The organism is Chitinophaga agrisoli, assembly GCF_008386695.1.
GTDB classification, from domain to species: Bacteria; Bacteroidota; Bacteroidia; order Chitinophagales; family Chitinophagaceae; genus Chitinophaga; species Chitinophaga agrisoli.
The window spans coordinates 511,179-536,133 of sequence record NZ_VUOC01000001.1 but is presented as its reverse complement, the minus strand read 5'-3'; the positions used below and the strand labels follow the sequence as shown (position 1 = coordinate 536,133).

At 51.5% G+C, this 24,955-nt stretch carries 12 protein-coding genes; 3 read left to right on the top strand and 9 right to left on the bottom strand.

Annotation, left to right across the window (positions count from 1 at the left end):
* Positions 1-16: 16 nt before the first annotated feature.
* The 3 genes from F0L74_RS02145 to F0L74_RS02135 all read right to left on the bottom strand — a co-directional run bounded on the left by F0L74_RS02145 (position 17) and on the right by F0L74_RS02135 (position 3,925).
* Entirely contained in the window at positions 17-487 is a 471-nt protein-coding gene (locus F0L74_RS02145) for a hypothetical protein (protein WP_149836195.1), read from the bottom strand.
* Between the two features lie 459 nt (positions 488-946).
* On the bottom strand, positions 947-2,605 hold the full coding sequence (locus F0L74_RS02140; RefSeq protein WP_149836194.1) for a RagB/SusD family nutrient uptake outer membrane protein: 1,659 nt from the start codon (positions 2,603-2,605) through the stop codon (positions 947-949).
* A gap of 60 nt (positions 2,606-2,665) precedes the next feature.
* The gene (locus F0L74_RS02135; RefSeq protein WP_149836193.1) at positions 2,666-3,925 is read right to left on the bottom strand and encodes an alkaline phosphatase family protein; all 1,260 of its coding nucleotides are present in this window, start codon (positions 3,923-3,925) and stop codon (positions 2,666-2,668) included.
* 84 nt (positions 3,926-4,009) lie between these two features.
* Between F0L74_RS02135 and uxuA the strand changes: the two genes are divergently transcribed.
* Positions 4,010-5,176 carry a mannonate dehydratase gene (gene uxuA, locus F0L74_RS02130; RefSeq protein WP_149836192.1) on the top strand — a complete coding sequence of 389 codons (1,167 nt, stop codon included), beginning with the start codon at positions 4,010-4,012 and terminating at the stop codon, positions 5,174-5,176.
* Positions 5,177-5,200: 24 nt separating this feature from the next.
* On the opposite strand, the gene F0L74_RS02125 is transcribed toward uxuA, so the two are convergent.
* Entirely contained in the window at positions 5,201-5,752 is a 552-nt protein-coding gene (locus F0L74_RS02125) for a cupin domain-containing protein (RefSeq protein ID WP_149836191.1), read from the bottom strand.
* Between the two features lie 83 nt (positions 5,753-5,835).
* On the opposite strand from F0L74_RS02125, the gene F0L74_RS02120 reads away from it, so the two are divergent.
* The gene (locus F0L74_RS02120; RefSeq protein ID WP_149836190.1) at positions 5,836-6,150 is read left to right on the top strand and encodes a hypothetical protein; all 315 of its coding nucleotides are present in this window, start codon (positions 5,836-5,838) and stop codon (positions 6,148-6,150) included.
* Between the two features lie 6 nt (positions 6,151-6,156).
* On the opposite strand, the gene F0L74_RS02115 is transcribed toward F0L74_RS02120, so the two are convergent.
* From F0L74_RS02115 to F0L74_RS02095, 5 genes are all read right to left on the bottom strand, one after another.
* On the bottom strand, positions 6,157-8,040 hold the full coding sequence (locus F0L74_RS02115; RefSeq protein WP_149836189.1) for a monovalent cation:proton antiporter-2 (CPA2) family protein: 1,884 nt from the start codon (positions 8,038-8,040) through the stop codon (positions 6,157-6,159).
* Positions 8,041-8,137: 97 nt separating this feature from the next.
* Positions 8,138-8,740, bottom strand: coding sequence for an NAD(P)H-dependent oxidoreductase (locus F0L74_RS02110; RefSeq protein ID WP_149836188.1), 603 nt, complete (start codon positions 8,738-8,740; stop codon positions 8,138-8,140).
* A 170-nt stretch (positions 8,741-8,910) separates the two neighbouring features.
* Positions 8,911-10,758 carry a chloride channel protein gene (locus F0L74_RS02105; protein WP_149836187.1) on the bottom strand — a complete coding sequence of 616 codons (1,848 nt, stop codon included), beginning with the start codon at positions 10,756-10,758 and terminating at the stop codon, positions 8,911-8,913.
* Between the two features lie 103 nt (positions 10,759-10,861).
* Entirely contained in the window at positions 10,862-11,770 is a 909-nt protein-coding gene (locus F0L74_RS02100) for a transglutaminase domain-containing protein (RefSeq protein ID WP_149836186.1), read from the bottom strand.
* Positions 11,771-12,375: 605 nt separating this feature from the next.
* Entirely contained in the window at positions 12,376-14,937 is a 2,562-nt protein-coding gene (locus F0L74_RS02095) for an NACHT domain-containing protein (protein ID WP_149836185.1), read from the bottom strand.
* A 1,172-nt stretch (positions 14,938-16,109) separates the two neighbouring features.
* Here F0L74_RS02095 and F0L74_RS02090 point away from each other — a divergent pair.
* Positions 16,110-24,893 (top strand): Ig-like domain-containing protein, encoded by an 8,784-nt coding sequence (locus F0L74_RS02090; protein ID WP_149836184.1) that lies wholly within the window; start codon positions 16,110-16,112, stop codon positions 24,891-24,893.
* Positions 24,894-24,955 lie beyond the last annotated feature (62 nt).

Below are 24,955 nucleotides of genomic sequence, written 5' to 3'. Positions count from 1 at the left end.
GCATGAACACTGTTCGTTAGTGCTTATGTCCCCGGCCTCTTGATCTGTCGTTCCGCCATGTATTATGATCATGATGATCCCTGTCTGCAAAAGCCCTGTTGCTATGGCTGTCCCGGATTACTACCTGGTCATACCGGCCCCTGTACCCTGCATACCGCGTACGGTATACATCATGGTGCAGATAAGGCCTGGGCTCGTTGATCACCACTTTATAACTGTGGTACAGGTCAAAGCCGCGGTAGCGCGCAGGCAGCGTGGCCGTCCTTACCCAACGGGGGCCATCGAGGTATATAAATTGTTTGGATGGGATGTTGTAATAGGCATCAATGTCCGGTAAATAATAGTTCTCCGCATAATCGTAACCAGTGGGGCCCCATGCAGGCTGGCTGCCTATATTCACATTTACATTCAATCTTACCTGTGCATTGGAAGGCTGGAAAGCGATGCTTGCTGAAAGCAATACTGCGAGTATGAATAAGCGTTTCATGTTCCCATATATTTGATACGCTAGTTGGACAAGCGTTAATTCACGGGGTTTAAATCCGTTAACGTTGTTTAACAGTAAAGGGGTTTACTAACGTTTCTTTAACAGTTGAGGGGTTATTACTAACAGTTTTAAATAGGCCTGGAACCCTTTATCTATAAACGTTTCGTGCTGTTTACCCTCTTTTCAGGATTGCATTCTTTTTATTACTGTATCCCTCCCCTTAACTCCATTTTCGCAGATAGGGGTAACTGCAATCCATTGCAGCCGGAATCATCGTGACCGGTAATGGGCATAGCCATCACCTTTATAGTTTATTTGCGTTAGAATAAGCAACATCATGTTGGTGATGATAAACAGCATCACGTATTAGTAGTACCACCCAAGAAAAACGGGCCGCCTGGAAAGGCAGCCCGTTGTCTTGATCTTTATTGTAACCTTTAACCCTTGTTAGGGAAAAGTTTAGTAGCCCATATTCTGTGTAATATTGGGATGATCTACCATTATGCTTTGCGGCACGGGCAACAGTGCATTCTTTGACTGATAGCCCAGTGGCGTTAATATCTGTAATAAATAGCCCCGGTGTGCCAGTACGCCAAAACGAACGCCCTCCAGCGGCATATTCCGTTTCCAATCGTCCAGCAGTGCAGCCATGAGGTCTGTACTGTTGGTATAGCTTACGTTGTCCAATCCTTCACGATCCCGTATTTGATCTAACGCAGCAGCGCCGGCCGCTAACTCGCCTAATTGAACATTGGCTTCGGCAAAGGCAAATAATACCTCTGTCAGGCGCAGTGCCGGCGCAAAAACGCCTTTATTGAACACAGACGCGAAAACGGCTGTTTGTGAGCTCATAGTTTTGAATAACACCTCTTTGTTAAAAGGGTTTTGGAACAGTTCCTGCGTGCCTGCCAGGTTGTAGCTATTATCAGAAAGGATAGCGTTGGCATAAGTCCTTACTGTTTCAAATTGATGCTTAGCCAGGAAGATCCTTATCAGTACAGCCCTGCACGCAGCGGCAGAGATGATGGTCTTATCAGTACCTAATCCTGTAATGGCGTCTGTTAAAAGCGTAGCCGCGAAAGCATTGCTGTTATCAAGACTAGCCCTGGTGGCATTGGTAGGTAAGGTAATATCGTTAACATTCAGCAACGGTACAGGGCCAAAAAAAGTGATCAGCCGCTGGTATACAAAGCCTGCTAATCCTTTAGCCTGGGCTACAACCAGGGCTTTGTCCGCGGTGGTCATATCTGCGCTCTGCATAGCGGGCACATAGCTGATAATGCGGTTCAGCTGAAAGAGTACTGCATAACCATCTTTCCAGAGTTTTTCTGCCAGCGGATCGGTAGCCACTACACCGGTGTAACCATTCAGCGTACACCATTCATTGCCCAGCGCCGCCGTGCCTGGTAATGCAGTACAGCCAAAATCATCTGTATATACCGCATCTACGGCCAGCGAAAACTGCCACCATTTATCCAGGCTTGCAAAAGTGCTTTGCATTACCTGTGTTACCTGTGCTTTGCTGCCAAACTGCGGAAAAGGACGGTTATCCGTTCTGCCTATAATAATACGGCGGCTAACAGTGGCATTGGATTTCGCGGTAGCAGTTTGCCAGGGCAGCGCGCCTTTATCATCGTTGTTGATCTGTCCGTCGCCATTAAGATCATCCGGCCGGAAATTACCCGGCGCCGCCAGCGAATTGATAGGCGCTGTGGCAATCTCTCCGGTGGTTTGATACAGGGAGTCAGATTTAAAACCTACATACGCGCCGCTTACCAGCACTGCGCCCAGCAGGTTGTCCAGATCTCCCTTACGGGCTACGATAAAATACTCGCCGGCATTGATCTTAGTGAAGACAGCTTTACCGTCGTTGCCGGTGGTTTGTGTATAGGCAACAGTATTGCTGTTAAAATTGGCCTGCGATGTAAAGAGTTGTACGGTAACGCCGGCCTCTGTCTGGCCCGCAGGCGCGCCTGGGTTCCAGTTGGTGGCGTTGTATACTTGTACTTCCAGGGTAGTATTGTCCGTAGGGACATTGTCGTCTTTGGGTTTGTTGTCGTCTTTCGAACAGGCGGATAATAGGGCCAGAGAAAGCGCGTACAGTGCGATTTTTTTCATAGGTAGGGTTCAATTATCCTATAAAGATAATTTTTTATATAGATATTGATGGTTTTTACCTCATGGCCTTAATACATTTTTTAATACCGCCGGATCACCGTCTATAGGCGTATTGATAGTGAGGTTTAATATATTGGCTACCAATGGGTAAACATGTATGTTGGCAAAGGCGCCCATGGTATAATGCTGTTTAAATGCCGGCCCCCAGGCCATAAATATAGCATTCATCCGCGCCTGGTTATTATCATACCCATGATGCCCCGGTGATACACGCCCGTTACTGCTGCCAAAGGCATAACCTGCATCTGCCAATAATATGATATCGCCAATGCGGTTATAACGGTCCTCCTGTCCATAATGCCATCTGGCGGGCGTTTCCGCCTTCAGCAATACCCGGTAATGGTTTGCGTGTGCTTTTAAGGTATGATAGATCTCCTGCACGCGCTGCGGGTCATCATTGTATAACATGATCTTCTCATTGGAGGCAGCAACTTTGAAATCGGCCGGGAGCAGGTCTTTGGATATTTTTAACGCATGTGCGGTATCTGCCTGTATCATACCATGATCCGATACTACGATAAAATTCACCGGTAATTGTAACCGCGCTACTGCTTCGTTCATCCTGCCAATGGCGGCGTCTACAAACTGCACCGCATGACGTGTGCTGTCAGCATCCGGTCCGTAAGAATGCCCGGCATGATCCACTTCCGGGAAATAGAAGGTGATCAGGTGCGGACGTTTGTCTGCCGGCAGGCTTAACCACTCCACTACCTGCTGTATACGGCGGTCTATACCTACTTTCTCATTATACCGGAAATAATAGGTAGGCCGCGTATCCTGTATGGGCGCTTCAGAGCCTACCCAGAAATAACTGGCGCTTACCATTTGTTGCTGTTCTGCCAGTACCCATAAAGGCGTGCCGCCATACCAGGTACCATCTTCTACCGCATCGCGGTTGTTTACACGGTATTCCTTTTGCCGGCTGCGGTCATAAAAGGTATTGTCCACCAGGCCATGATGCGCGGGATAAAGACCCGTAGCCAATGTATAGTGATTGGGAAAAGTAAGCGAAGGAAAGCTGGGCTGCATGGCCCTGGCCCTTACGCCATTACCGGATAGCCGTAATAAGTTTTGCGCCTGGAACTTTTCTGCATAATCATACCGGAACCCGTCAATAGAGATCAGGATCACATAGGGCTTTTGCTGTTGTGCGGCGCTGTTACTGCGGCCGGGCACTATCAGCTGGGCAGTGTCCTGTGCGGCTGCAGTATAAACGATAAGGAAAAGGATACAGGATAAAAGGAAAAGGCATGGTCTCATACGGTCGTATTAAATGCGATAAAATTAGGGATCATTTACTATTTTACACGTTACATTTCAGTTATGCCAATAATTCCACAACGTATGAAATTACTTAAGCCCACCTGGCGGTGGTTTGGACCAGAAGACCCGGTAACCCTGCAAGATATCCGCCAAACCGATGCTACCGGCATCGTAACGGCCTTACATCAGATCCCGCATGGAGCAATATGGCCGGTGGAAGAAATAGCCGCGCGTAAACAATTAATTGAAGATGCCGGCCTTACCTGGGACGTAGTGGAGAGCGTAACCGTACATGAATCCATTAAAACACAAACCGGCAATTACCAGGACTATATCGAAAAATACAAACAAACCCTCCGCAACCTCGCCTCCTGCGGCATCCGTATAGTTACCTATAACTTTATGCCCGTGCTGGATTGGGTGCGTACCAATATCAGCTACCGTTTGCCTAATGGCGCGGAAGCTCTGTACTTTGACCGTGCAGACCTGGCCCTGTTTGATATTCACTTACTGGAAAGGGAGAACGCCGCCCGGGATCACGATCCCGCCGTGGTAGAAGAAGCCGCCCGCCGCTGGCAGTATTACAGCGCCGCGCAAAAACAGGCCATCGCAGATACCATCCTTTTAGGCATTCCCAGTGAAAAGAAGCTGGATATACCCGGTATCAGGGAACGCCTGTCGCATTACGCTAACATCACCCGCGAACAGCTGCAACAACACTTAAAATACTTCCTGGAACAGGTAACGCCGGTAGCGGCGCAGCTGGATATGAAGCTGGCCATCCACCCGGATGATCCCCCTTTTGATGTGCTGGGTCTGCCCCGCATCGTAACCGGGTATGATGATATTGCTTTTATTCTCAATGCCGTAGATAACCCCGCCAATGGCATCTGTTATTGTACCGGTTCCCTGGGCGCCGGCGTGCAAAACGATCTGCCGGCTATCTTGCAGATGATCGGTAACCGCGTTCATTTTGTGCATCTCCGCAATGTACAGCAGGCGGGTAATGGCAATTTCTTTGAGGCAGATCACCTGCAGGGCGATGTAGATATGTACGCCGTCATGAAAATACTGCTGGAACTGCAACAACAGCAGCCGTTACCGATCCCCTTCCGCCCGGATCACGGACATCGTATGCTGGATGATCAGCATAAGCACAGTAATCCCGGTTATTCTGCTATCGGGCGTATGAAAGGTTTGGCGGCGCTAATAGGACTGGAGCTGGGAATTGCCCGCGCCCAACAATGATGGGTTACCGGTCACCGGGTTAGATCATACTTTCTGTCTCCATTCCACCCAGTAATTCATCAACGGGCCGTCTGTACCATACACCGGATCTATGACCGGTAATGCCAGCAACGACATGCGGGCGTCTGCATCCGGCCGTTCGCCGGGTTCTCCGCTTAATAGATCGTATTGCTCCTGCCCGCGTGGATAAGCGCCTACACAGCTAAAATCCGTGCTGCTGTCCAGGTTGCAATGGGCTACGCCCGCCGGGATGATGACCACATCGCCCCTTTTAAGCTCCAGCACTACACCGTGCGGACCGCCCAGCTGCAGGTTTACATGGCCGCTGGCCACGCCAAGCGCCTCATGCGAAGTGCTGTGGTAATGATGGAATGTCTGGATGCCGTTCTGCCAAACGCCGCCCCATTGATTGCTGACGAATAATGCCTCAATAGCCGGGCCTGCTGAGAAGTTATCTGGCAGTTGCAGGCAATCTTCATAATATAAAACGGGCAGATGCGCATTATTCGGAAAGGTACCGTCATCCTTCAGAGAGTACGGCTGTATCTCGCTGGATAACAAAACAAGCTGTGCCATACGCTTAAATTTTTTTATAATATGCCTCAACTCTTGTACCAATAAAACGGTTATTTTTGGGCTGACTGAAAATCTTAATACGCGTGGACAAGTTTTTACTCAAATTCGAATACAACGGAAGGCCGCACATTTTGGAAGTGCAGCCTGTGATGCAGGCATATAAAGTAGTATTTAAGGTGATGATCGAGCAGCATGAGATCATCTACGAAATGGACGAAGAAGGCGGTTTGCGCGCAGTATCCTACGGCGAAGGCCCCACTAAAGATATAGATGCCGGCCTGCTGGCGGATGTGGCCACCCGCATCGAAGATCATCTTATAAACGGCGGCCCTGAGGAACCAGGTAAAGGCAATCCGCCGGCGTCAGACACTAACAAACCCGGAGAGCCTGGCATCTAGCCGCGCTTATTTCACCCGTTCCCCTTCTTCTGCTATCAGCGAGGTCTCATCCCAGCTCTGGCTCTCGGCATCCCAGGTTTTGTCCTTGTCAGTCTGCATCAGCTTGGCAATCTCTTCTATCCGTTCCCGGAAAGCGCTCAGATAGGTCTTCTTATCGGCCCGCAGGGCAGATAATTCCTTAACGGCTTTTTCATCATGCTGCCGGAAAGTGCTGGCCGCCCTTTGCGCATGATAGGCGCGGTACCCCAGTATATGCAACGCATCCGCTCCCATACGCAGGGAGGTATCCAGGTAGTCGCGGTAAATATGCAGAATACCCAGCTCCATCAGGTCAAAAGTATCCGGCAGTGATTCCGCCCTCACCAGCATTTGCAGGTTAGGGAAGTTTTTGCGTACTTCCTTCACTACGGCAATGGTTTGTTCTATGGTATCGGTGGCGATGATGATCACCTTAGCTTCCGCTGCGCCGGCGGCCATCAGCAGGTCGTACCGGGAAGCATCACCATAATAGGCCTGTATACCTACATTATGCAGCAGGTCTATCCGGTCAGAGTCCATGTCCAGTATGGTGGTAGGCACGTTATTGGCCAGCAGAAAGCGGCCCACTACACTTCCCCCTTTTCCAAAACCGGCCAGTATCACAGGATTTTTCTCCGGGATGGTATCCATTTCGCGGCCGGGCGTTTTTTCTTCTTTGACGGTAAACCGGGGTTGTAGCAGTTTCTCATAAGCCAGGATCACCAGCGGGGTAAGCGCCATGCTCACAGCCACTACCGCCGTCATAACGCTGGTGGTTTGCGCCGGCAGGATGCCCGTTTGCCGGGTAAACGACAACAGTACAAAAGCAAACTCCCCTACCTGCGAAAGGCTGCTGGCAAACAACAGGTTCTGGTCTGTACTTAGCCGGAAGAGTTTTCCCAAACCAAACAGGATCAGGAATTTCACTACCATCAAGGCTACCACCAGCCCCACCATCAACAGGGGGCTGCTCATCAGCATCTCAAAATCAATGGAAGCGCCCACCGCTATAAAAAACAGGCCCAGCAACAGGCCTTTAAAAGGTTCTATATCGCTTTCCAGCTCATGCCGGTATTCGCTGTTGGCCAGCACCACCCCGCCCAGAAAAGCTCCGAGCGCAGGGCTGAGGCCTACTACCGTCATCAGTACGGAAATACCTACCACCAGTAGCAGCGCAAAAGTGGTGAACAGCTCCCGCACACGGGTACGCGCTATTACCCGCATCAGCGGGCGTACCAGGTAACGGCCCGCCAGTATGATCAGGACCACCGCGCCAAACACCATTAGGGTTTGCGCCCATCCGGGCAATTCCTCGCGCAGTGTGTGCCCGCCATTACCGGTGACGGCGCCGGCAGGGGCCAGCAGGGGAAAAATGGCCAGCATCGGTATCACGGCTATATCCTGGAACAGCAGCACGGAAAATGCGCTTTGTCCGGCGGCACAGGCCATCAGTCCTTTTTCTTTCAGGGTCTGCAGCACAATAGCGGTAGAGGAGAGCGATAAGGTCATGCCCAGCGCCAGCGCCGCCTGCCAGGGCTGGCCCGCCCACCAGGCAATCGCGGCGATCGCTACCGTGCTTACCAGCACCTGCAGCCCGCCCATGCCAACAATAGGAGCGCGCATTTTCCATAACAGCGTAGGCTCCAGCTCTATACCTATCAGGAACAGCATCATTACCACGCCGAACTCCGCAAAATGCATGATGTCCTGGCCCTCTGAGCCAATGAATCCCATTACATAAGGACCAATGAAGATGCCAGCCAGCAGGTACCCCAGTACCGCTCCCAGGCCCAGCTTTTTGGCCACCGGCACACACACCACCGCGGCGGCCAGGTAGATCATTGCCGTAAAGAAAAAGGAATGTTCATTCATGCTTTTCAGTTTAAAGTCAGCAATTGGAGGCTAAGATCAGCAAATAGCGCGTAATGTCAGTAATAGCATGCGTAAGCGGTCAAACCGGCCGCATAATTTAATCAGCTTTACCCAGATCATGCAGGTCATTCAGATACACAGCCTGGGCAATCATTTCCGGGGTGTACCGGTCATCCCGCAGCCCTTCCAGTATCGATCCAAAGTGCTCACAGAAGAATGGCACCTCTTCCCGCCGCATACGGTGCGTGCCATGTATAACAAAAGGCGGCAGAAAAGTCATATTGCACAGGCGGGCCGTTTGTTTAAACGGCACCAGGAACTCCGCCAGCGTATGGCCATGGTGCCCGCCCGGCAGATAAGCGTCTTTGCCGGAGCCGGTGCTGAGCACATTACCCGTCCACTTGCCGCTAAGGGCTTTGCCCGTGTGCCCATAGGCCCAGCCATGCTCCAGTACCAGGTCCTGCCACTGCTTGATGATAGCCGGCGGACTGTACCAGTACAAAGGATACTGGAAAAAAATGATATCATGCTGTGTTAACAGCGCCTGCTCCCGGTCTACATCTATATTCATGTCAGGATAGATCTCGTACAGATCATGCACCGTAATACCCGGTATCCCCTTGATGATATTGATCAGCGTAACATGTACGCGCGACTTCTCCAATGCCGGGTGCGCAAACAGGATCAGTATTTTGGCCATAAGTTTAATATGCAGATGTGCGGATGTGTAAATGTGCAGATGCCTGCAGATTCACCCCCACCATCATTTTATATGTTAATTCGTTGATCAATAGTAATAAATTTTTCCTAGAGGTTCACCCATCCTCCCATCCTCCCATTTCCCCATCTGCAAATCTGCACATTTGCACATTAATCCGAGTATTCCTGCAACAGCTGCCTGTACCTGTTCAATATCCCTGATTTAGACACAAAGCCCAGCAGCTGGCGCTGCGCTACCACCGGCAGGTTCCAGGAATGGGTTTCATCCAGTTTCCGCATTACAACCGCCACACTATCCTCCGGGTGAATAATGACTGGCGGCGCTTTCATGAGCACCATTACATGTACGGTGTCATATAGTTCGGGGTTAAACATAATGGGCCGTATATCTTCCAGGGTAATGATCCCCTCCAGTTGTTGGTCCTGGTTCACCACGGCCACCATATTACGCCGCCCTTGTTTGATCAGTTCTACCAGCTGTCGCAGGGTGGCGTTGATATTGATCTGCGGTATATCAGTTTCCATCACCTCTTCTATTTTCAGGATAGAAAGGATGTTCCGGTCGTGCTCGCGGGTAAAGATCTTGCCGGCTTCCGCCATCTCCTTCAGATCCGGCGATATGGGAGAGAACCATTTGGCCATCAGGAAAGAGATAGTGGATACGATCATCAGCGGAATAAACAGATCGTATCCGGAGCTGGATTCCGCTATCAGGAAGATAGCCGTCAGCGGCGCATATAGTACGCCCGCCATCACGCCTGCCATGCCCACTATTACCAGGTTCACCATAGGTACATCCGTCAGGCCCAGCTGGGTGCACAGCATCGCGAAAAAATACCCCAGGAAACCGCCTGCAACCAACGAAGGCGCAAAATTCCCCCCGTTTCCGCCGCCATGGATGGTAAAGGAGGTGGCATACACTTTTAGCAGGCATACGCAGCCGGTAAATACCAGTATGATCCAGCTCTGCGCCGGGAGGTACCGTAAAAAACTATGTTGTATAATATCATTGGCATTACCGCTCACCAGTAGTTTTACAGACTGGTAACCTTCGCCAAACAGCGGCGGCATGGCTACGCACAGCAGGGATACGATGGCCCCGCCCAGCATCGCCTTCTGCAGTTTGGTCCAGTGCAGGTGGTGAAAAAGATGCTCTATCCGCTGATAGATCATCACATAATAACGGGCATAGATGCCGCAAAGAAGTCCCAGGATAATGTAGTAAGGTATATTATGGTAGTTAAAAGGCACGCGCGACTCAAAATGGAACAGCGCCTCCTCCTGCAGGATCATTTTGGAAAGCAGGCTGCCGCAAACAGCCGCCAGTATCAGCGGAATAAAATCGGAGAAAACCACTCCTGTCAGCAGGATCTCAAAGGCAAACATCATTCCCGCAATGGGGGCATTAAAGGCAGCGGCAATACCGGAAGTGGCGCCGGCGGCCAGCAGCAGCGTTCTTTCCTTATAACCCAGCCGGTAATTGCTGGCATAATTGGAACCAATGGCCGATCCTGTCACCGCAATCGGGCTTTCCAACCCTGCGGAGCCGCCCAGCCCCACGGTAATGGCGCTCTGTATGATCTGCGAAAACATCTTAACAGGAGCAACCTGACTGCTATGCTGCGCTATTTCGTACAGGATGGCGGGTATCCCCTTACGGCTCTCGCCTTTAAAGAACCAGATCACCACCAGCGTGGTCATGACAATACCCAGGAAAGGAAAAAGTACATAAAAGATCACCTGTGCGCTGAAGTGCACCTTATAAGTGATCACATAGTGAATATAATGCACCAGTAATTTCAGCACCACACCGGCAAATCCAGCTGCCAATCCAACCAGCACGCCGGAGAGCATCAGGAACTGGGTACGGTTTAGTTTGTTATGCAGCCAGTGAATAATGATCTCGTAACTACGCGCTTTCTTCAGACTATACTGCTCAAAATCCTGTTTAAACCGGAAAAAGCTGTGGAATTTCCGGAGACGGTTAAATCGGCTCATGTTGCAAATATAACCCTGCAGATTTAAAACGGGGTGAAAGGGGCCCGATCAGGATGTATCTATCATGGCGTATCTGATCAGTACGTATTTCATGGATAGACTTTTACAGCTCTATCAGTGCATATACTTTGTCATTCATATACGGGCCGCCAGGATGCCGCGCCGTATAATCCAGATTGATCCAGTAGCTGCCCTTCATCTCATGGTAATAGATCTCCCGCACTACCGGTCTGGGGAACAGGGTGATGATCGCCTGTTTCATGGCTTCAAAATCAGCCTTATCGCCGCAAAACAGTTCCGGATAAGCATGCCCCTGCACCAGTACGATACGGCAGCGGGCCCCAATGGACTGCAGACAGGACACCATCAGGATGGAATGATCATCACAATCACCCCCCAGGCCATTCATAATGGTTTCCCGGGCCGTGGCAAAGTATTCATCGCGCCGGGCGTCCTGCACATACTTAAAATGGGTATTAATATAGTGGAAGAGGGAAAGGAAGCGCACCGTTTTCCCATATTTCGGGAAGTACTCATCAAAATTCTCCAGGGAGTGCAGCACAGAAAAGTTGCGCACTACAGAGTCCTGGTAATTGATCTTATCGCGGATGCCCCGTACCGTTTTATCACGATAGGTTTCCACGCGCCGTGGGTACAGGCTCAGGATATCCAGCTGTTTGCTGTCTTTGGCGCCCCAGTTACCCTGCACCATACCTTTGTAGTCATTAAGCACATTGTAAAAGCTGTACCGGCCCGCAAAATAGTTAAAGGCCAATATACCGCACACCAGCACAAACACCGGTATGATCAGGGGTTTAAATATCCACAGCACCAGCCGCGTAAACAGGAAGGAGGCCACAATGGCCACCATCATATCCAGATGCCAGCCCCCGGCCACGATCTGGGGTATATACCGGTTCAGATAGGGCGCCAGCGGCAGCACAGTAAGCACGCTCAATAAATTGAGCAGGAACTGCTGGAAGCTGCTGTATTTACTTTCGTCAATCGCCATGCTAATAATAATATTTCTCCAACCCGCCGTACCGGTTTAAGAAGACCAAATAACAAATATATTTTAAAATACGGATTTTATCCTAGAGATAAGCCATCCGGCTTAGGGAGAGGTAAAGGAGAAGTTTTATTTTAGAATCAGAGTAATGGACAGTTATAGATATAGGTTGATACTTAACGGTTGATCGTTAATAGTTGGTGGTTAATGGTCGATACTTGATACTTAATACTTAATGGTCAACAGCTAATAGTTAATAGTCGAAGGTTGATGTTGGGCGTTTGGTGATTAATGTTGGTGTGTGTTTGATGGTTGGGATTAGGCTGTGGAGCGCGGTGGGTGGAGTATTGCGAGTGGGGGATGGAATAGGCTATGCCGGCAGGGTTCCTCTGTGGGGCTGCGCCTGCCGCGGGTTGTTCGTTTTGCAGTTTGGCTGCAAGAGCCGCGCCAGCCAAGGCCCCACCCCGGAACCTGCCGGCAACGCAGATTGCATGTCGTGCGGGAGGGGGAGCGGGTTAGGTTGCTCTCCATCAATATGTTAATGTGGTTGCTTGTTAGCACATGGATACACTCCCAGGAATTAATCCACAGCGGGTGAAACAAAAAAATCACCACAACCGCGCCGCCTGCTTAAACGACGTACTTTTCTGTATCAACTCCACCTGCTGTTGCGCCTGAAATAACTGCTTATCCATCTGCAACTGCCTGTATATCTTACTAAGTAATGAAAAATTCATCAGCGCCAGCAATTTCAGATCCTGCTTCTGCGTAGTCTCCATCGCCGCCTCCGCCGCACGGATCGCTTTATTATACTCTTGCCCGTTATAATACACATTCGCCAGGATGATCTTCTGCAACGCCTCCAAATGCCTCACACTATACAGCTCCGCCGCATTCTTCCGCAGCACCTGGTCCACATGCCGGCATATCTTCTCCGCCGTTTGATGATTACCCATATTCAATTGGGCATACGCCTGCCAGCAAAGCAGCGTTTGCCGCAAGCTATCAGATTTCCTGTATTGTAAAGATGGATAATTCTCAAACAGCCGTTTACTGAAGTTAAAAAGATGCGCATGGTCCTCCAGCAAGATAAAAACCAGCCCCATATTACGGTATACAATCTCCTGGGATACGGAGAACGGCCTTTGCGGACTGCCGCTCCAATAACGGGTGTAATTATAAATCTTCTCCTTGATCCCCGCATTCAAAATACCAAATTTAAGGTACTCATAAATGAACAGATAAATTTCATACGGGGTGATCCATAGCCCTTCATCCAGTGGATCTTTGCTACAGATCTTTTTAATATTATTCAGCTCCAGCTCGCACTGCTCCGCATCCAGCTGCATCAGCGACAGCTGAAAAAGGATACTGCGCACTTTCAGCTTATCCTCCTGCACATCCGCCAGGGGCAACAACGCAAGTAACACCTTCCGTTTGCCAAATTGCATAAAATCTTCGCTGATAAAATCGCTCAGCGGATGTTTCTTAAAATACCCCTGCGGGAAAATGGTCTTCAGTTCCACCAGCCGGTCGCCTTCATGTTGATAATGCAGCACCAGGTACTCCAATAGTACAGATTTTTCCACGTTGGTCAGCGGCAGATAGAACATTTTATGGATAGCTTCCTGCTGATCATGGCTGATAGCATAACGCAGCAGCCATTTAAACACGCTGGCGCGGTAAGAGGAGGGGGGCAGGTGTTGCAGCACCCGCTGCAGCATCGTTTCACTAATTACCTGTCCGCCTTCCTGTATAAAATACATGGCCGTAAAATATTCCAGCAGAAAATTATGCGCAAAACGCACTTTCACATGGAACATGATCTCCTGGCTCAGGTTCTCTTCTACCAGTATATTATCCGCCAGCAGCTCTTTATACGCCGGAAAATGATCCGGGTTTTGGTTGAGCAGCAGCAGTTTATCGGTATATTGTCCGCCCCGTCCGTAATCCAGCAGTTGCAGCAGCTGCTCAATGATCTTAATTTTAAACGAATTACTCTGCGAGCTGAACACCCGCTGATGAATAAATTTCGAAACGATCTCAAACAGGCTTAAATGCTCATCGGTAAAGGATTGTTCCGGTCCGGCATTCAGCTGACAAAACAACTGCAGATAATACGGATACCGCAACTTCTGCAGGAAGTGCTCGCTGAAGGTACGCACCGTTGCCGGGTCAAACTGGTGATTATACAGGATGGATTTTACCTCCTGTTCCGTGAGCAGGGGCAGGTTGATGTTCGTCTCCTCGTCCATCTCTGCGCCCAGGTACCAGTAGCGCCGGAAGGCCGGGTACTGTACGGAGTGCTGAAAGATCTCTGACCAGGTGCTGCTGCGGATGGAAAGGATCACTTTCACCCAGGGGAACAGGTCATTGGAATAAACAAAATCCTCCAGCTTGGTATACATCAGGCGCAGCTTATCGCCTGCTACGGCAATTTCGTCAAACCCGTCGATGATCAGCACCAGGCGGCCGCCCTTTTTATCAAAATGACTCGCAAAATATTCCCGGAAGTTTTCGCCGCTACCCAGGTTCAGCTGGTTATCCAGCCAGGAGGAGAGCGAGAACCCTTTCAACAGCAGGCTGCCTGCCGCATGTGCGTGTATGAACCAGCAGATATCCTGTTTATAACGGGCTTCCTTGCCAAACCAAAAGTATTCCGCTACATGCACCAACGTTACGGACTTACCCCAGCCGGGCGGCGCTATTAATGCCGTAGCGGCATAATCGCTTTCCAGGAAGCGCTCAATATGCGAGGTGCAATATTGCCGCGGAACCGTGTATACGTAGGGGATGCCGGAACGGTTCTTCAGCGTCACCATGGTGTAATGGGAAACCGCGTCCGCCTTGTTCTTCATGTCGGCCCATTTACTGTTATCAACGGTCAGGTCGCCGCTGAGTTGTTTGTAATGATGACTCTGGAAATCTTCCCAGTCCTTATAATTGCAGTATTGCGATAAGGTATTAAGTGTATACCGGGAAAAGCTATGTTGGGCCACAGCAAATCCGAACACTCTTTTGAGGGTTGTTTCGCTCACCAGTTTCGTGGTGGCGTCCAGGATGGATTGGGAGAGATATTTACAATCTCCCGGTAACATTACTTCTACGCCAAATCTTCGCAGTACTTCCTGCTGTAGCGTTATGATAAAATCATAGGACAGATCTATCATAGGGGGCACGGAATGGATTTTAGGTTATGACTCTCAGGTTTCAAGTATAATTACGTATATACTCTGTATTTAGATTTTTGATTTTTTTAAATTGGACAGAAAGTAGTAGCTATAGCGGCTGAGACGCATATTTAATTAAATATATGTTAGTGTATGCGTAGGTGTTTTCAGGGAAACAATTAACGGTTAGATCTTTATATGCTGATGGCAGATCTTACTGCAAAATGCGTGCTCTTCTCCAGTATACACCGGTGTTCGGCACTGCCGTAAAATGACGTTCTGTACGCTGATACAAATCCCTGCGGTATAATTTCATTCCACTTTTTTGCTACATTAATTTATTATTAACAGATCGATTTATTCCTGTAAGGAATATACATATAACACAATTTTTATTCCTGAAAGGAATATATACGTCGCGCACCTGTTTATTCCCGCAAAGAATAAAATTCCGTTCAAAGGTCACCGGTGCGCTTGTAATGTCATATTCAGCCGCATCGCTTCAGGTTGTTCTCCATAAGCCATCCATATGCCACTTATATGACACCCGTGTGCAACCCGTATATTCTCCCTTAAACCGGGCATTTCAGCAGGGTTCACCTATCCAAGTCACCCACCATGGCTACCTCCCGGCGCCATAGATAAAAAAATGCAGCATTTTCGCGGGTAACACGGCAGCATATGCGCACCACTTATTTTAGTGGCGATGCTAACGATTGCGGGCCATCAATTAACTGGCGCTACGGATATTACAGTGATACTTACTGCGGTTATCTGCATGCATTTATTAAGAATGAACATCCACAGCCTGCTCAAATAAGTGATACCTGAACCATCTGATGTAAATACCTGCGCCGCCTGGATAAGTGGCAACCGGTCACACAAGAACCCCTTTATTATAATGAACAAAATGAACAGAAATGAATATCCTGAATACGCTGAATGTATTCATTCCGCTGAATGAAATGAATTTCCCAATTATTCCTCAGCGGAGTACATTCGTACCTGTTACATCTAACATTCCTTTAACAGATTGTAGAAAAATTAATACCTGTTCGTCAGACTTCCCACAGTATTACGAGCGCCCTAAAGTCCATAGCCCTTGCCAGAGTTTAGATTCATAGTATGACTATGTAAAAACCGTAACGCATTATATTAACCAATTATTTGCTATGCATCTAAAAGCTACTCTTCGAAGTTCTTTAAGAGCTGTTATCCCTGCTGTCATTTATTTCGTCGGGTTGCTGGCGCTGCCGCAGGCAGCGGTTATGGCTACAGCCCCCGTTGCAAAGACAGCCACTGCCACCGGCCTTCAGCCATGGCAGCAGGATTACCAGAAAGAGCACCCCTATGCTCCCTTTACAAAAACATTACCCCTTATGGGAATAGGCGGCGCGCCAGGCCCCCTATGGACATTTGCTACCACGCAAAGCCCGCAGATAAACGGGCTGTTATGCGTGGGCTGTTTTATAGAAACAGCGCCACTGGCAGCAGATGGCGATACCACTACTTCCTCCCGGCTCGTACTCACCCTTGGACTCGCCAGTTCAATGGGTCAACGCCTTAACTTCCCCGGCGATTACCTTGCAGGCGATTATGTAGCCATCGACCTCGAAGTGCCCAACCAGGCACTATCCGCAGAATTGTTAGGCGGTATTAATATAGTAAGCTACAATAACGGTACTTCTAATAATGATGCAACTTTCCTCAACGGCGCCCTGGTAAACACACAGCTGCTGGGCCTGGGTACCGGTAATACGCCCAAGTTCCGCGCCGTGGTGCAGATGCAGCATAACTTCAACGCAATACAGATCAATATCTCTGCTGCACTGGCTGCCCTTGGCTCGCTGCGTGTATATGAAGCAGCGGCCGTTGTACCCGTTATTGCCAACCCGGATACCACCGTTATCGTATCCGGCCAGACCGCTTCCCTGGGCGCTTCCCTCCGCCTGCCCAATGCCACTTTTAAATGGTATACACAACCCAGCGGCGGTACTGCCGTATTAACCGGCGCTAATGTTACCACTCCGCCCATATCCGATGTTACTACCTACTATATAGAGGCTACCACGCCGGATAACCTCAGCAGTTATGTGCGTACGCCCGTTACTGTCCGGGTATCCGGCGCGCCTGGCCCCATCTGGAGTTATGGCGATGATCAGATCAGTCCGCGCACCGGCGGACTGGCATGCGCATTATGTAGTGTCAATAATCCTGGTCTGGCAGTAGATGGAGATACCACTACCGCATCCGGGTTCTCCCTGCCGATAGGCGTGCTGGGCTCCGTGGGCCAGCTGGTGAAATTCCCCGGCGAATACTATCCTGGTGATAGCATCGTGCTGTTCATGGAAACGGCGGATAACCTGCTCACCGGTCAGCTGTTGCCCGGCATAACGGTAGAGACCTATCACAACGCCATCCTTGGCCCCGCCATTGAAAATAATGATGAGGTAAGACTGGATGCCTCCGTGGTAAGATTGGAACTGCTGGGCCTTAACGTAGGCAATAACCGCAAATTCAAAGTCACCATTCCTGTAACAGATACTTTCGATGCGGTACAGATAAACCTGGCGCCCGCGGTATCCCTCTCGCTGGCGGAACCGCTTAAACTGTATGAGGCCGTTGCCATGGTACCGGTTACGGTAAACCCTTCACCGGCTACCGTTAACTATGGTAAACAGGCTACGCTGACGCCCGATATACGTATTCCGGGCGCTACCTTCAACTGGTATACTTCGCCCACCGGCGGTGCGCCATTTGCGAATGGCGTGTTAACTACGCCCCCGCTTACACGTAACGCTACTTATTATGTGGAAGGGGTGGACCCCTCCGGGAAAACCAGCTTCCAGCGTACCGCCGTACAGGTGACCGTCGCTGGCGGTACCGGGCCGCTCTGGACCTATGGGATAGAACAGCAAGGTCCACGTTTCGGCGGGGTGGCCTGCGCGCTCTGTAGCGTAAATGATGCGGCATTAGCAGCAGATGGCGATACAACTACCTGCTCCCTCCTGAGCATGCCCCTGGGCGTAGCCAGTTCTGTGGGACAGTATATCCGCTTCCCGGCGGAATATCAGCCTGGTGACAGCGTTGTGTTGTTCATGGCTACCAGCGCCAACCTGCTGGCAAATACATCATTGCTCAGCGGCATCCGGGTACAGACATTCCTGGGTAATGCGCCCAATAACGATGCAGTTACCCTGGACAACTCACTCATCAATCTTCAGCTATTAGGGACCTCTGACGGGTTGAATCATTTCCGTATCTCTTTCCCTGCCAGCCATACTTTTGACGGTACTCAGGTGGACCTGATCTCAGTCGTAGGCCTGGCAGATGGATTATACTTATGCGAGGCTACCGCCATGATGCCGGTACAGGTAACCAGGATCACGCCTGCTTCAGATACCGTGGATGCCGGACAGACCGCCCGCTTTGGCGCCAGCATTCCGCGCATACCGGATGCAACCTTCAGCTGGTATGAAACACCCACCGGCGGTGCTCCCGTATTTACCGGTAATGAGTTTACCACGCCGCCGCTCATCGGCAATAAAACCTATTATGTAGAAGCCTTTTCTCCGGGTGATGGGCTTCACAGCCTTATCCGTACCGCGGTGCCCATAATTGTAAGGCCATTGAATACGCTTACCTGCGGCGCTGCTACTACGCAGTCCTCCGGCACCAGCGGTGTGGCTTGTTTGGGTTGTGCCGTCCTTAATGGCCCTAACGCAGTGGATAGCGATGTGAACACCGCTTCGGAAATGCGCGTGGGCATAGGCTTACTGGGCGGTGTGTTCCAGGGCATTGGCTTCCCCGCGTTGAGCGGCGCGGCAGATTCGCTGCGCATTGGCGTGGGTGCCACCACTGGTTTGCTGGATGCTGGCCTGCTGGCCGGCCTTACATTTACGCTATATAATGGCGCCACACAGGTGCAGGAGTATAATAATGCCGCTTTGCTTGATCTCCGTCTGCTGGATGATAGTATACATTCAGAGCTGGTATTTGCTCCGGGCGTGGCATTTGACAGTGTGCATATAGGTTATAACGCATTACTGGCCGCCATTTCTTCCTTTAATATCTTCTATGCAAAAGTTACTCCACCTAACGCTGGCGTACAGGATAGCCTGGTAAGGGCCTGCCCGGGTGGTGGCGTTACCCTTACAGCTACTACGCCTGCCGGCGCTACTTTCCGCTGGTTTAAAGAGTATTCCGGCGGTACCGCATTGCAAACCGGCGCCAGCTTCAGCCCTGGTAATATCACCACAGATACCGTGTTCTATGTAGAAGCCGTATCCACCGGTGTAAATGGCTGCGGCAGCAATACCCGCACTCCTGTATTTGTTAAGCTGGGCCTCCCGGCTGTAGTAGTAGACCCTACGCACATCACCATAGATCGCGGACAGACGGCTACTTTCAACGTAGTAGACCCCAATGCGGCATATGCTTACCGCTGGTTCCGTGTTGATAGTGGTGGCACAGCAGTAGATACCGGCGCGCAGTTCATTACGCCTGCGCTAGATACCAATACAGTATATTATGTACAGGCGGATTCCAGCACCTGCTCCAGCAGGCGCACCCCTGTATATGTGACCATCTCCACCAGGCCTTTACCGCCGGTGATCATACCGGATACGGCATTTGTAAGCCCGGGCCAGTCAGCTACTTTCCGTATCGCCAATCCTGATCCGGCGCTTAGCTATCGCTGGTATAATGTGGATTCCGGTGGTACCATCCTGGCTACGGATACTATGTACATTACGCCGGGCATTACCGCCAACGGCCGCGTGTATGCTGAGGCGGTAGATGCATCCGGACAGGCCAGCAGGCGCGATTCTGCCCTGGCTATGTTGGTGAATGGGCCAAATGGTCCGCTGCCCTGTACATATGCCAATGCACAGGAAAGCCCCGTATATGCAGGCCCCTTGAATATATGCCTGCTCTGCGGCGTTACTGAACCTGGCAGCGCAATAGATGCAGATCTCAATACGTCTACGAAGATCCGTTCCAATATAGGCATCGGCTACATCGGACAAATGCTGCACTTCCAGCAGCCTGGTGTTGCCGGCGATAGCCTGCGCTTTATATTGGGGCTGCCCACCGGCCTGGCCGATGCGCAGCTGCTGGGTGGCGTAAGGGTACAGGCCTACAACAGCGGCAACCCCGTTGGAAATCCGGTGTTCTTGAATGGTGGTGGGCTGGCGAACCTTGCGCTGATCAACGGTAATAAATTCCAGGCCACCATACCGGTTACGGCTACTTATGATGCGGTGCTGGTAAGCCTGGGTGGTGTATTAACTGCCCTCTCCACCCTGGAAGTATACAATGCAGAACAGATCATCCTGCCCGCCAAACCGGATGCCGATTCTGATTCCCTGATCGTATGCCTGGGCAGCAGCGCCCGCATCGTGGCAAGGGATACGGCCGGCATCATCGTGAAATGGTATGCATCCACCAATGCCACAACGGCATTATTCACCGGTGGCATCTTCAATACGCCAGCCCTCGACCAGGCCAGCACTACCTATTACATTGAATCCGGCCGCAACGGTTGCGCTAACCCGCAGCGGGTGCCGGTTACCGTAAAAGCAGTAGCCGCTCCGGCTACGCCGCAGCTAACCGCTGCCAGCGTAACCGTCTGCGTGGGTAACACAGCTACCCTGTCTGTATTGAACCCGCAGGTAGGCAGCATCTACAAATGGTACGATGCCCCTACCGGTGGTAACCTCGTAGATTCCGGCGCGGTGCTCAGCATTATTCCGCCATCAACCGGTGTGGATACTGTTATGTACTATGTAGCGGCCTCCGTAGGCAGCTGCTCCAGCAGCAGCCGCGGCGCAGGTACCGTATATGTAGGTACCCGTTGCGGCGTAGGTCCGGGTGCGGATACTACTACCCTTACCCTTTGCGCCGGCGCCAGCACCACCCTTACCGTGGATAGCGTGGAAGCAGGAGCAACCTACCGTTGGTACAATCTCGCCAATGATAGCCTGGTGGCTACCGGCAACAGTTATACTACGCCTGCCCTGAATGCAAATGCCAGCTACCGGCTTACAGGCGCATTCCCGGGCAATATCCTGGATACCCTCCGTATTTATGAGATCACGGTGGCCAGCAGCCTGGCAGTGCCTACCCTCGTGGCGCCGGAGATCGTTACCACCACGGGCAGCTCCGCTACATTTATGGTGGCCAACCCGCAGGGTAATGTAATGTACAGATGGTATACCGCCCCTACCGGTGGTACGCCGGTAGATACCGGTACCTCATTTACCACGCCGCCGCTAAACGGCGATAGCGCCAAATACTATGTGGAGGCGATCACCGGCTCCTGCTCCAGCCCTGCCCGCGCAGTGGCTACAGTAAGGCTCAGCGATGGCGATGGCGGCGTGCCTTGTTACGCAGCTAACACCACACAAAGCCCGGTGTATACGGCGCCTATCAGCATTTGCCTGCTGTGTGGGGTAACCGATGCCAATAATGCGGTAGATGGCGATACCACTACCTCATCTAAAGTAAGGTCTAACATAGGCATCGGGTATATAGGCCAGGTGCTCAACTTCCAGCAGCCCGGCAAAGCAGGGGATAGCATCCGCCTGGTACTGGCGCTGCCTGGCGGCCTGGCAGATGCCCAACTTCTGGGTGGAATAAGGGTGCAGACCTATAACAACGGCAGCCCGGCTGGCAACCCTGTATTCCTCAATGGAGGATTGGGCCTGCTGAATCTTGAGCTGCTCAGCGGTAATAAATTCATTGCTACCATCGCAGCGCCGGCAGACTATAATGCGGTATACGTAAGCATCGGCGGTGTACTGACCGCGCTGACTACGCTGGAGGTATTTGCAGCAGAACAACATGTAGTGCCTGCCAAGCCTTCAGCAGACACAGATTCCCTGACCGTTTGCCTGGGCTCTTCTGCCCGGCTGGTAGCCAGGGATACTGCCGGCATTACGGTGAAATGGTATGCAACTGCCACCGGCGGCACAGCCCTCTTCACCGGCGGTATATTCAATACCCCGCCCATCGTACAGTCACCCACTATTTTCTATATAGAATCCAGCCGCAACGGTTGTGCTAACCCGGTACGTATACCGGTTACCGTAACAGGTACTACCTGCAATGGTAACGTAGATACTACCAGGATCACTATCTGCAGAGGTACCAGCACCACGCTGTCTGCAAATATTAATGAGGTAGGCTTCGCGCCACACTACTGGTACAATCTTGCTGATAATAGTCTGGTGGCTTCCGCTCCGTCCTACGCCACACCGGTATTGAACAGCAACGCTGCTTACCGCCTGGAAGGCACAGTAGGCGCCGGCCTGCGTGATACGCTGCGGATTTTTATCATCACCGTGGTAGATCCGCCGGTAGTACCGGTACTGGCCAGCAATGCTGTGATTAGCTGCGGTGGCCCGGCTACCTTATCCGTACTTAACCCGCTACCGGGTGTAACCTACAACTGGTACAATACCGCCACTGGTGGTACCATCATCAACACAGGCGCTACCTTTACGGTAACGCCGCCCACTGGCGCAGATAGCGCCCGCTATTATGTAGAGGCGACCGTTGGCAGTTGCGCCAGCAGCAGCCGCGGTAGCGGTGTCGTAAGGGTGATCAGTAACCTGCAGCCACCAACATTTACCATCAACGATCAGAGCACCAGCCTGGGTGGCACGGTTACCTTTACAGTGGCTAACCCGCAGGCAGGCATTACCTACACCTGGTACAATACGCCTACCGGCGGTACGCCGCTGGCAATAGGTACCAGCTTTACCACTCCGCCGCTGGCTGGCGATAGCGCCAAGTATTATGTAGAGGCCAGCGCTGGCCCTTGTACCAGCCCAACCCGCGCGGTAGTGACCGTAAGGAATAACGGCAACGGCGGTAACGAAGGCGATACGACCGTTATCACCATCTGCGCCGGCAGCGATATCATGCTCAATGCAGTGAACCCCGTAAACGGTGTTACTTATCGCTGGTATAACGCTGCTAACAATAGCCTGGTATTTACCGGTACCAGCTTTACAACGCCGGTATTGAACGCAAATGTTACCTACAAGGTAGAAGCTACCCTGCCAGGTGGCGCTAAGAATATCAACCAGGTGTTCCAGGTGATAGTATCCAACAATACTACGCCGCCAACGGTAGTTGCTTCCATCGTGAAGGTCTGCAACGGCCAGGATGCTACTCTTATAGTACAGAATCCGCTGCCGGGATACACCTATCAGTGGTTTGATGCAGCTACAGGCGGCAGCCTGGTATTCACCGGCCCTGTATTCACTGTAGCCAGTGTAAATGGTAACCGTGATTACTACGTGCAGTCCGTGCTTAATAATAAGTGCGCCAGTGCTACCCGCACCAAGGTGAGCATACAGGCCGGCAATACGCCTGCAGCGCCCACAGTGGTATCTAACAACGTGATCACCTGCATAGGCAGTACTGCCACCTTTAATATCCAGAATCCTGATCCGGCAGTGACCTACCGCTGGTATAACCAACCGAATGGTGGTTCCCTGCTGGCTATAGGCACTGCATATACCACCGCCGGCCTGACCGCTACCACTACCTTCTATGTGGAAGCTGCCTTTAACGCAGGCTGTGTAAGCACAGCACGTACCGGTGTTACCGCCACGGTGGTAAGCACCATCGATGCGCCGCTGGCAAATGGAGCCGTGATCTGCTCCGGTCAGTCCGCTGTATTAACAGTCAGGAACCCGGTTACCGGCATGCTCTATCGCTGGTATAGCACATCTGCAGGCGGTACACCGCTGTTCACAGGTGCATCCTATACTACGCCTGCACGCACATCTAACGCCACTTACTATGTAGATGCTGCCAGCTCCGGTGGTTGTATCAGCATCAGCCGCACGCCGGTGAATGTGACCGTCAACCCGGTACCGGATGTGCCGGCCGTGGCCAGCGCCACCGTAAGCATATGCCCGGGCCAGACAGCTACCCTGCAGGTACTTAATCCCAACGCGGCACTCACCTACCGCTGGTATGATACGCCTGCGGGTGGTACTGCCGTGACAACAGGCGCTACCCTTAACACCGGACCATTAACAGCTAACCAGCAATACTATGTAGAGGCTGTGAACGGCAACAGCTGCGCCAGCAACCAACGTACCGCTGTAAGCGTAACCGTAGGCGCGCCGGATGCTAATGACATAGCCGTAGACATACCGGATCCGGAATGCCCGGGTACCACCGTAACGCTCACGGCCTCCGCGCCATCCGTGCCGGGCGCCAGCTTCCGCTGGTATAATGCAGCCACCGGTGGTACGCTGCTCACTACAGGCAGCAGTTACACTACACCGCCCCTGGATAATACCACCACCTACTACGTGGAAGTATTTACAGACGGAGGCTGCGCCAGCACCTCCCGCAAGGCGGCCACTATAACGGTACTCGAACAGCTGGCTACACCGGTAGTGACCATCAGCGACTCTTCCGCTACCTCCGTTACCTTCCGCTGGAGCCCCATCACAGGCGCTACCCGCTACGAAGTAAGCACTAACAACGGCGCCAGCTTTGCGCCGCCCAGCTCCGGTGCTAACGGTACCACACATACAGTAGGCGGTTTAAGTCCTAACCAGCCAGTAACCCTGCAGGTACGGGCTGTAAACACCAACGTATGTCAGACAAGCGAGCTCTCTGCTGGTGTTACCGGCAAGACGTCTAACCCGGCCGGCGACCAGGTCTTCGTGCCCAACCTGTTCAGCCCCAATGGCGATGGCGCCAATGATGTGCTGAAAGTTTATGGCAATACCATCGCTTCCATGGAACTGCATATCTACAACGGATGGGGCCAGCAGGTATTCCAGTCCAAAGATCAGCAGCAGGGTTGGGATGGTACCATGAACGGCCGTCAGCAACCGGCAGGCGTATATGTGTACATCGTGAAGGCTACCCTGCAGAATGGCGCTGTGGTAACTAAGAAAGGCAACGTAACGATCATCCGCTAAACATAATAATGTCCCGTTCCGGTTCATGCCGGGACGGGAATCTTTAACCGGTAAAAAACATT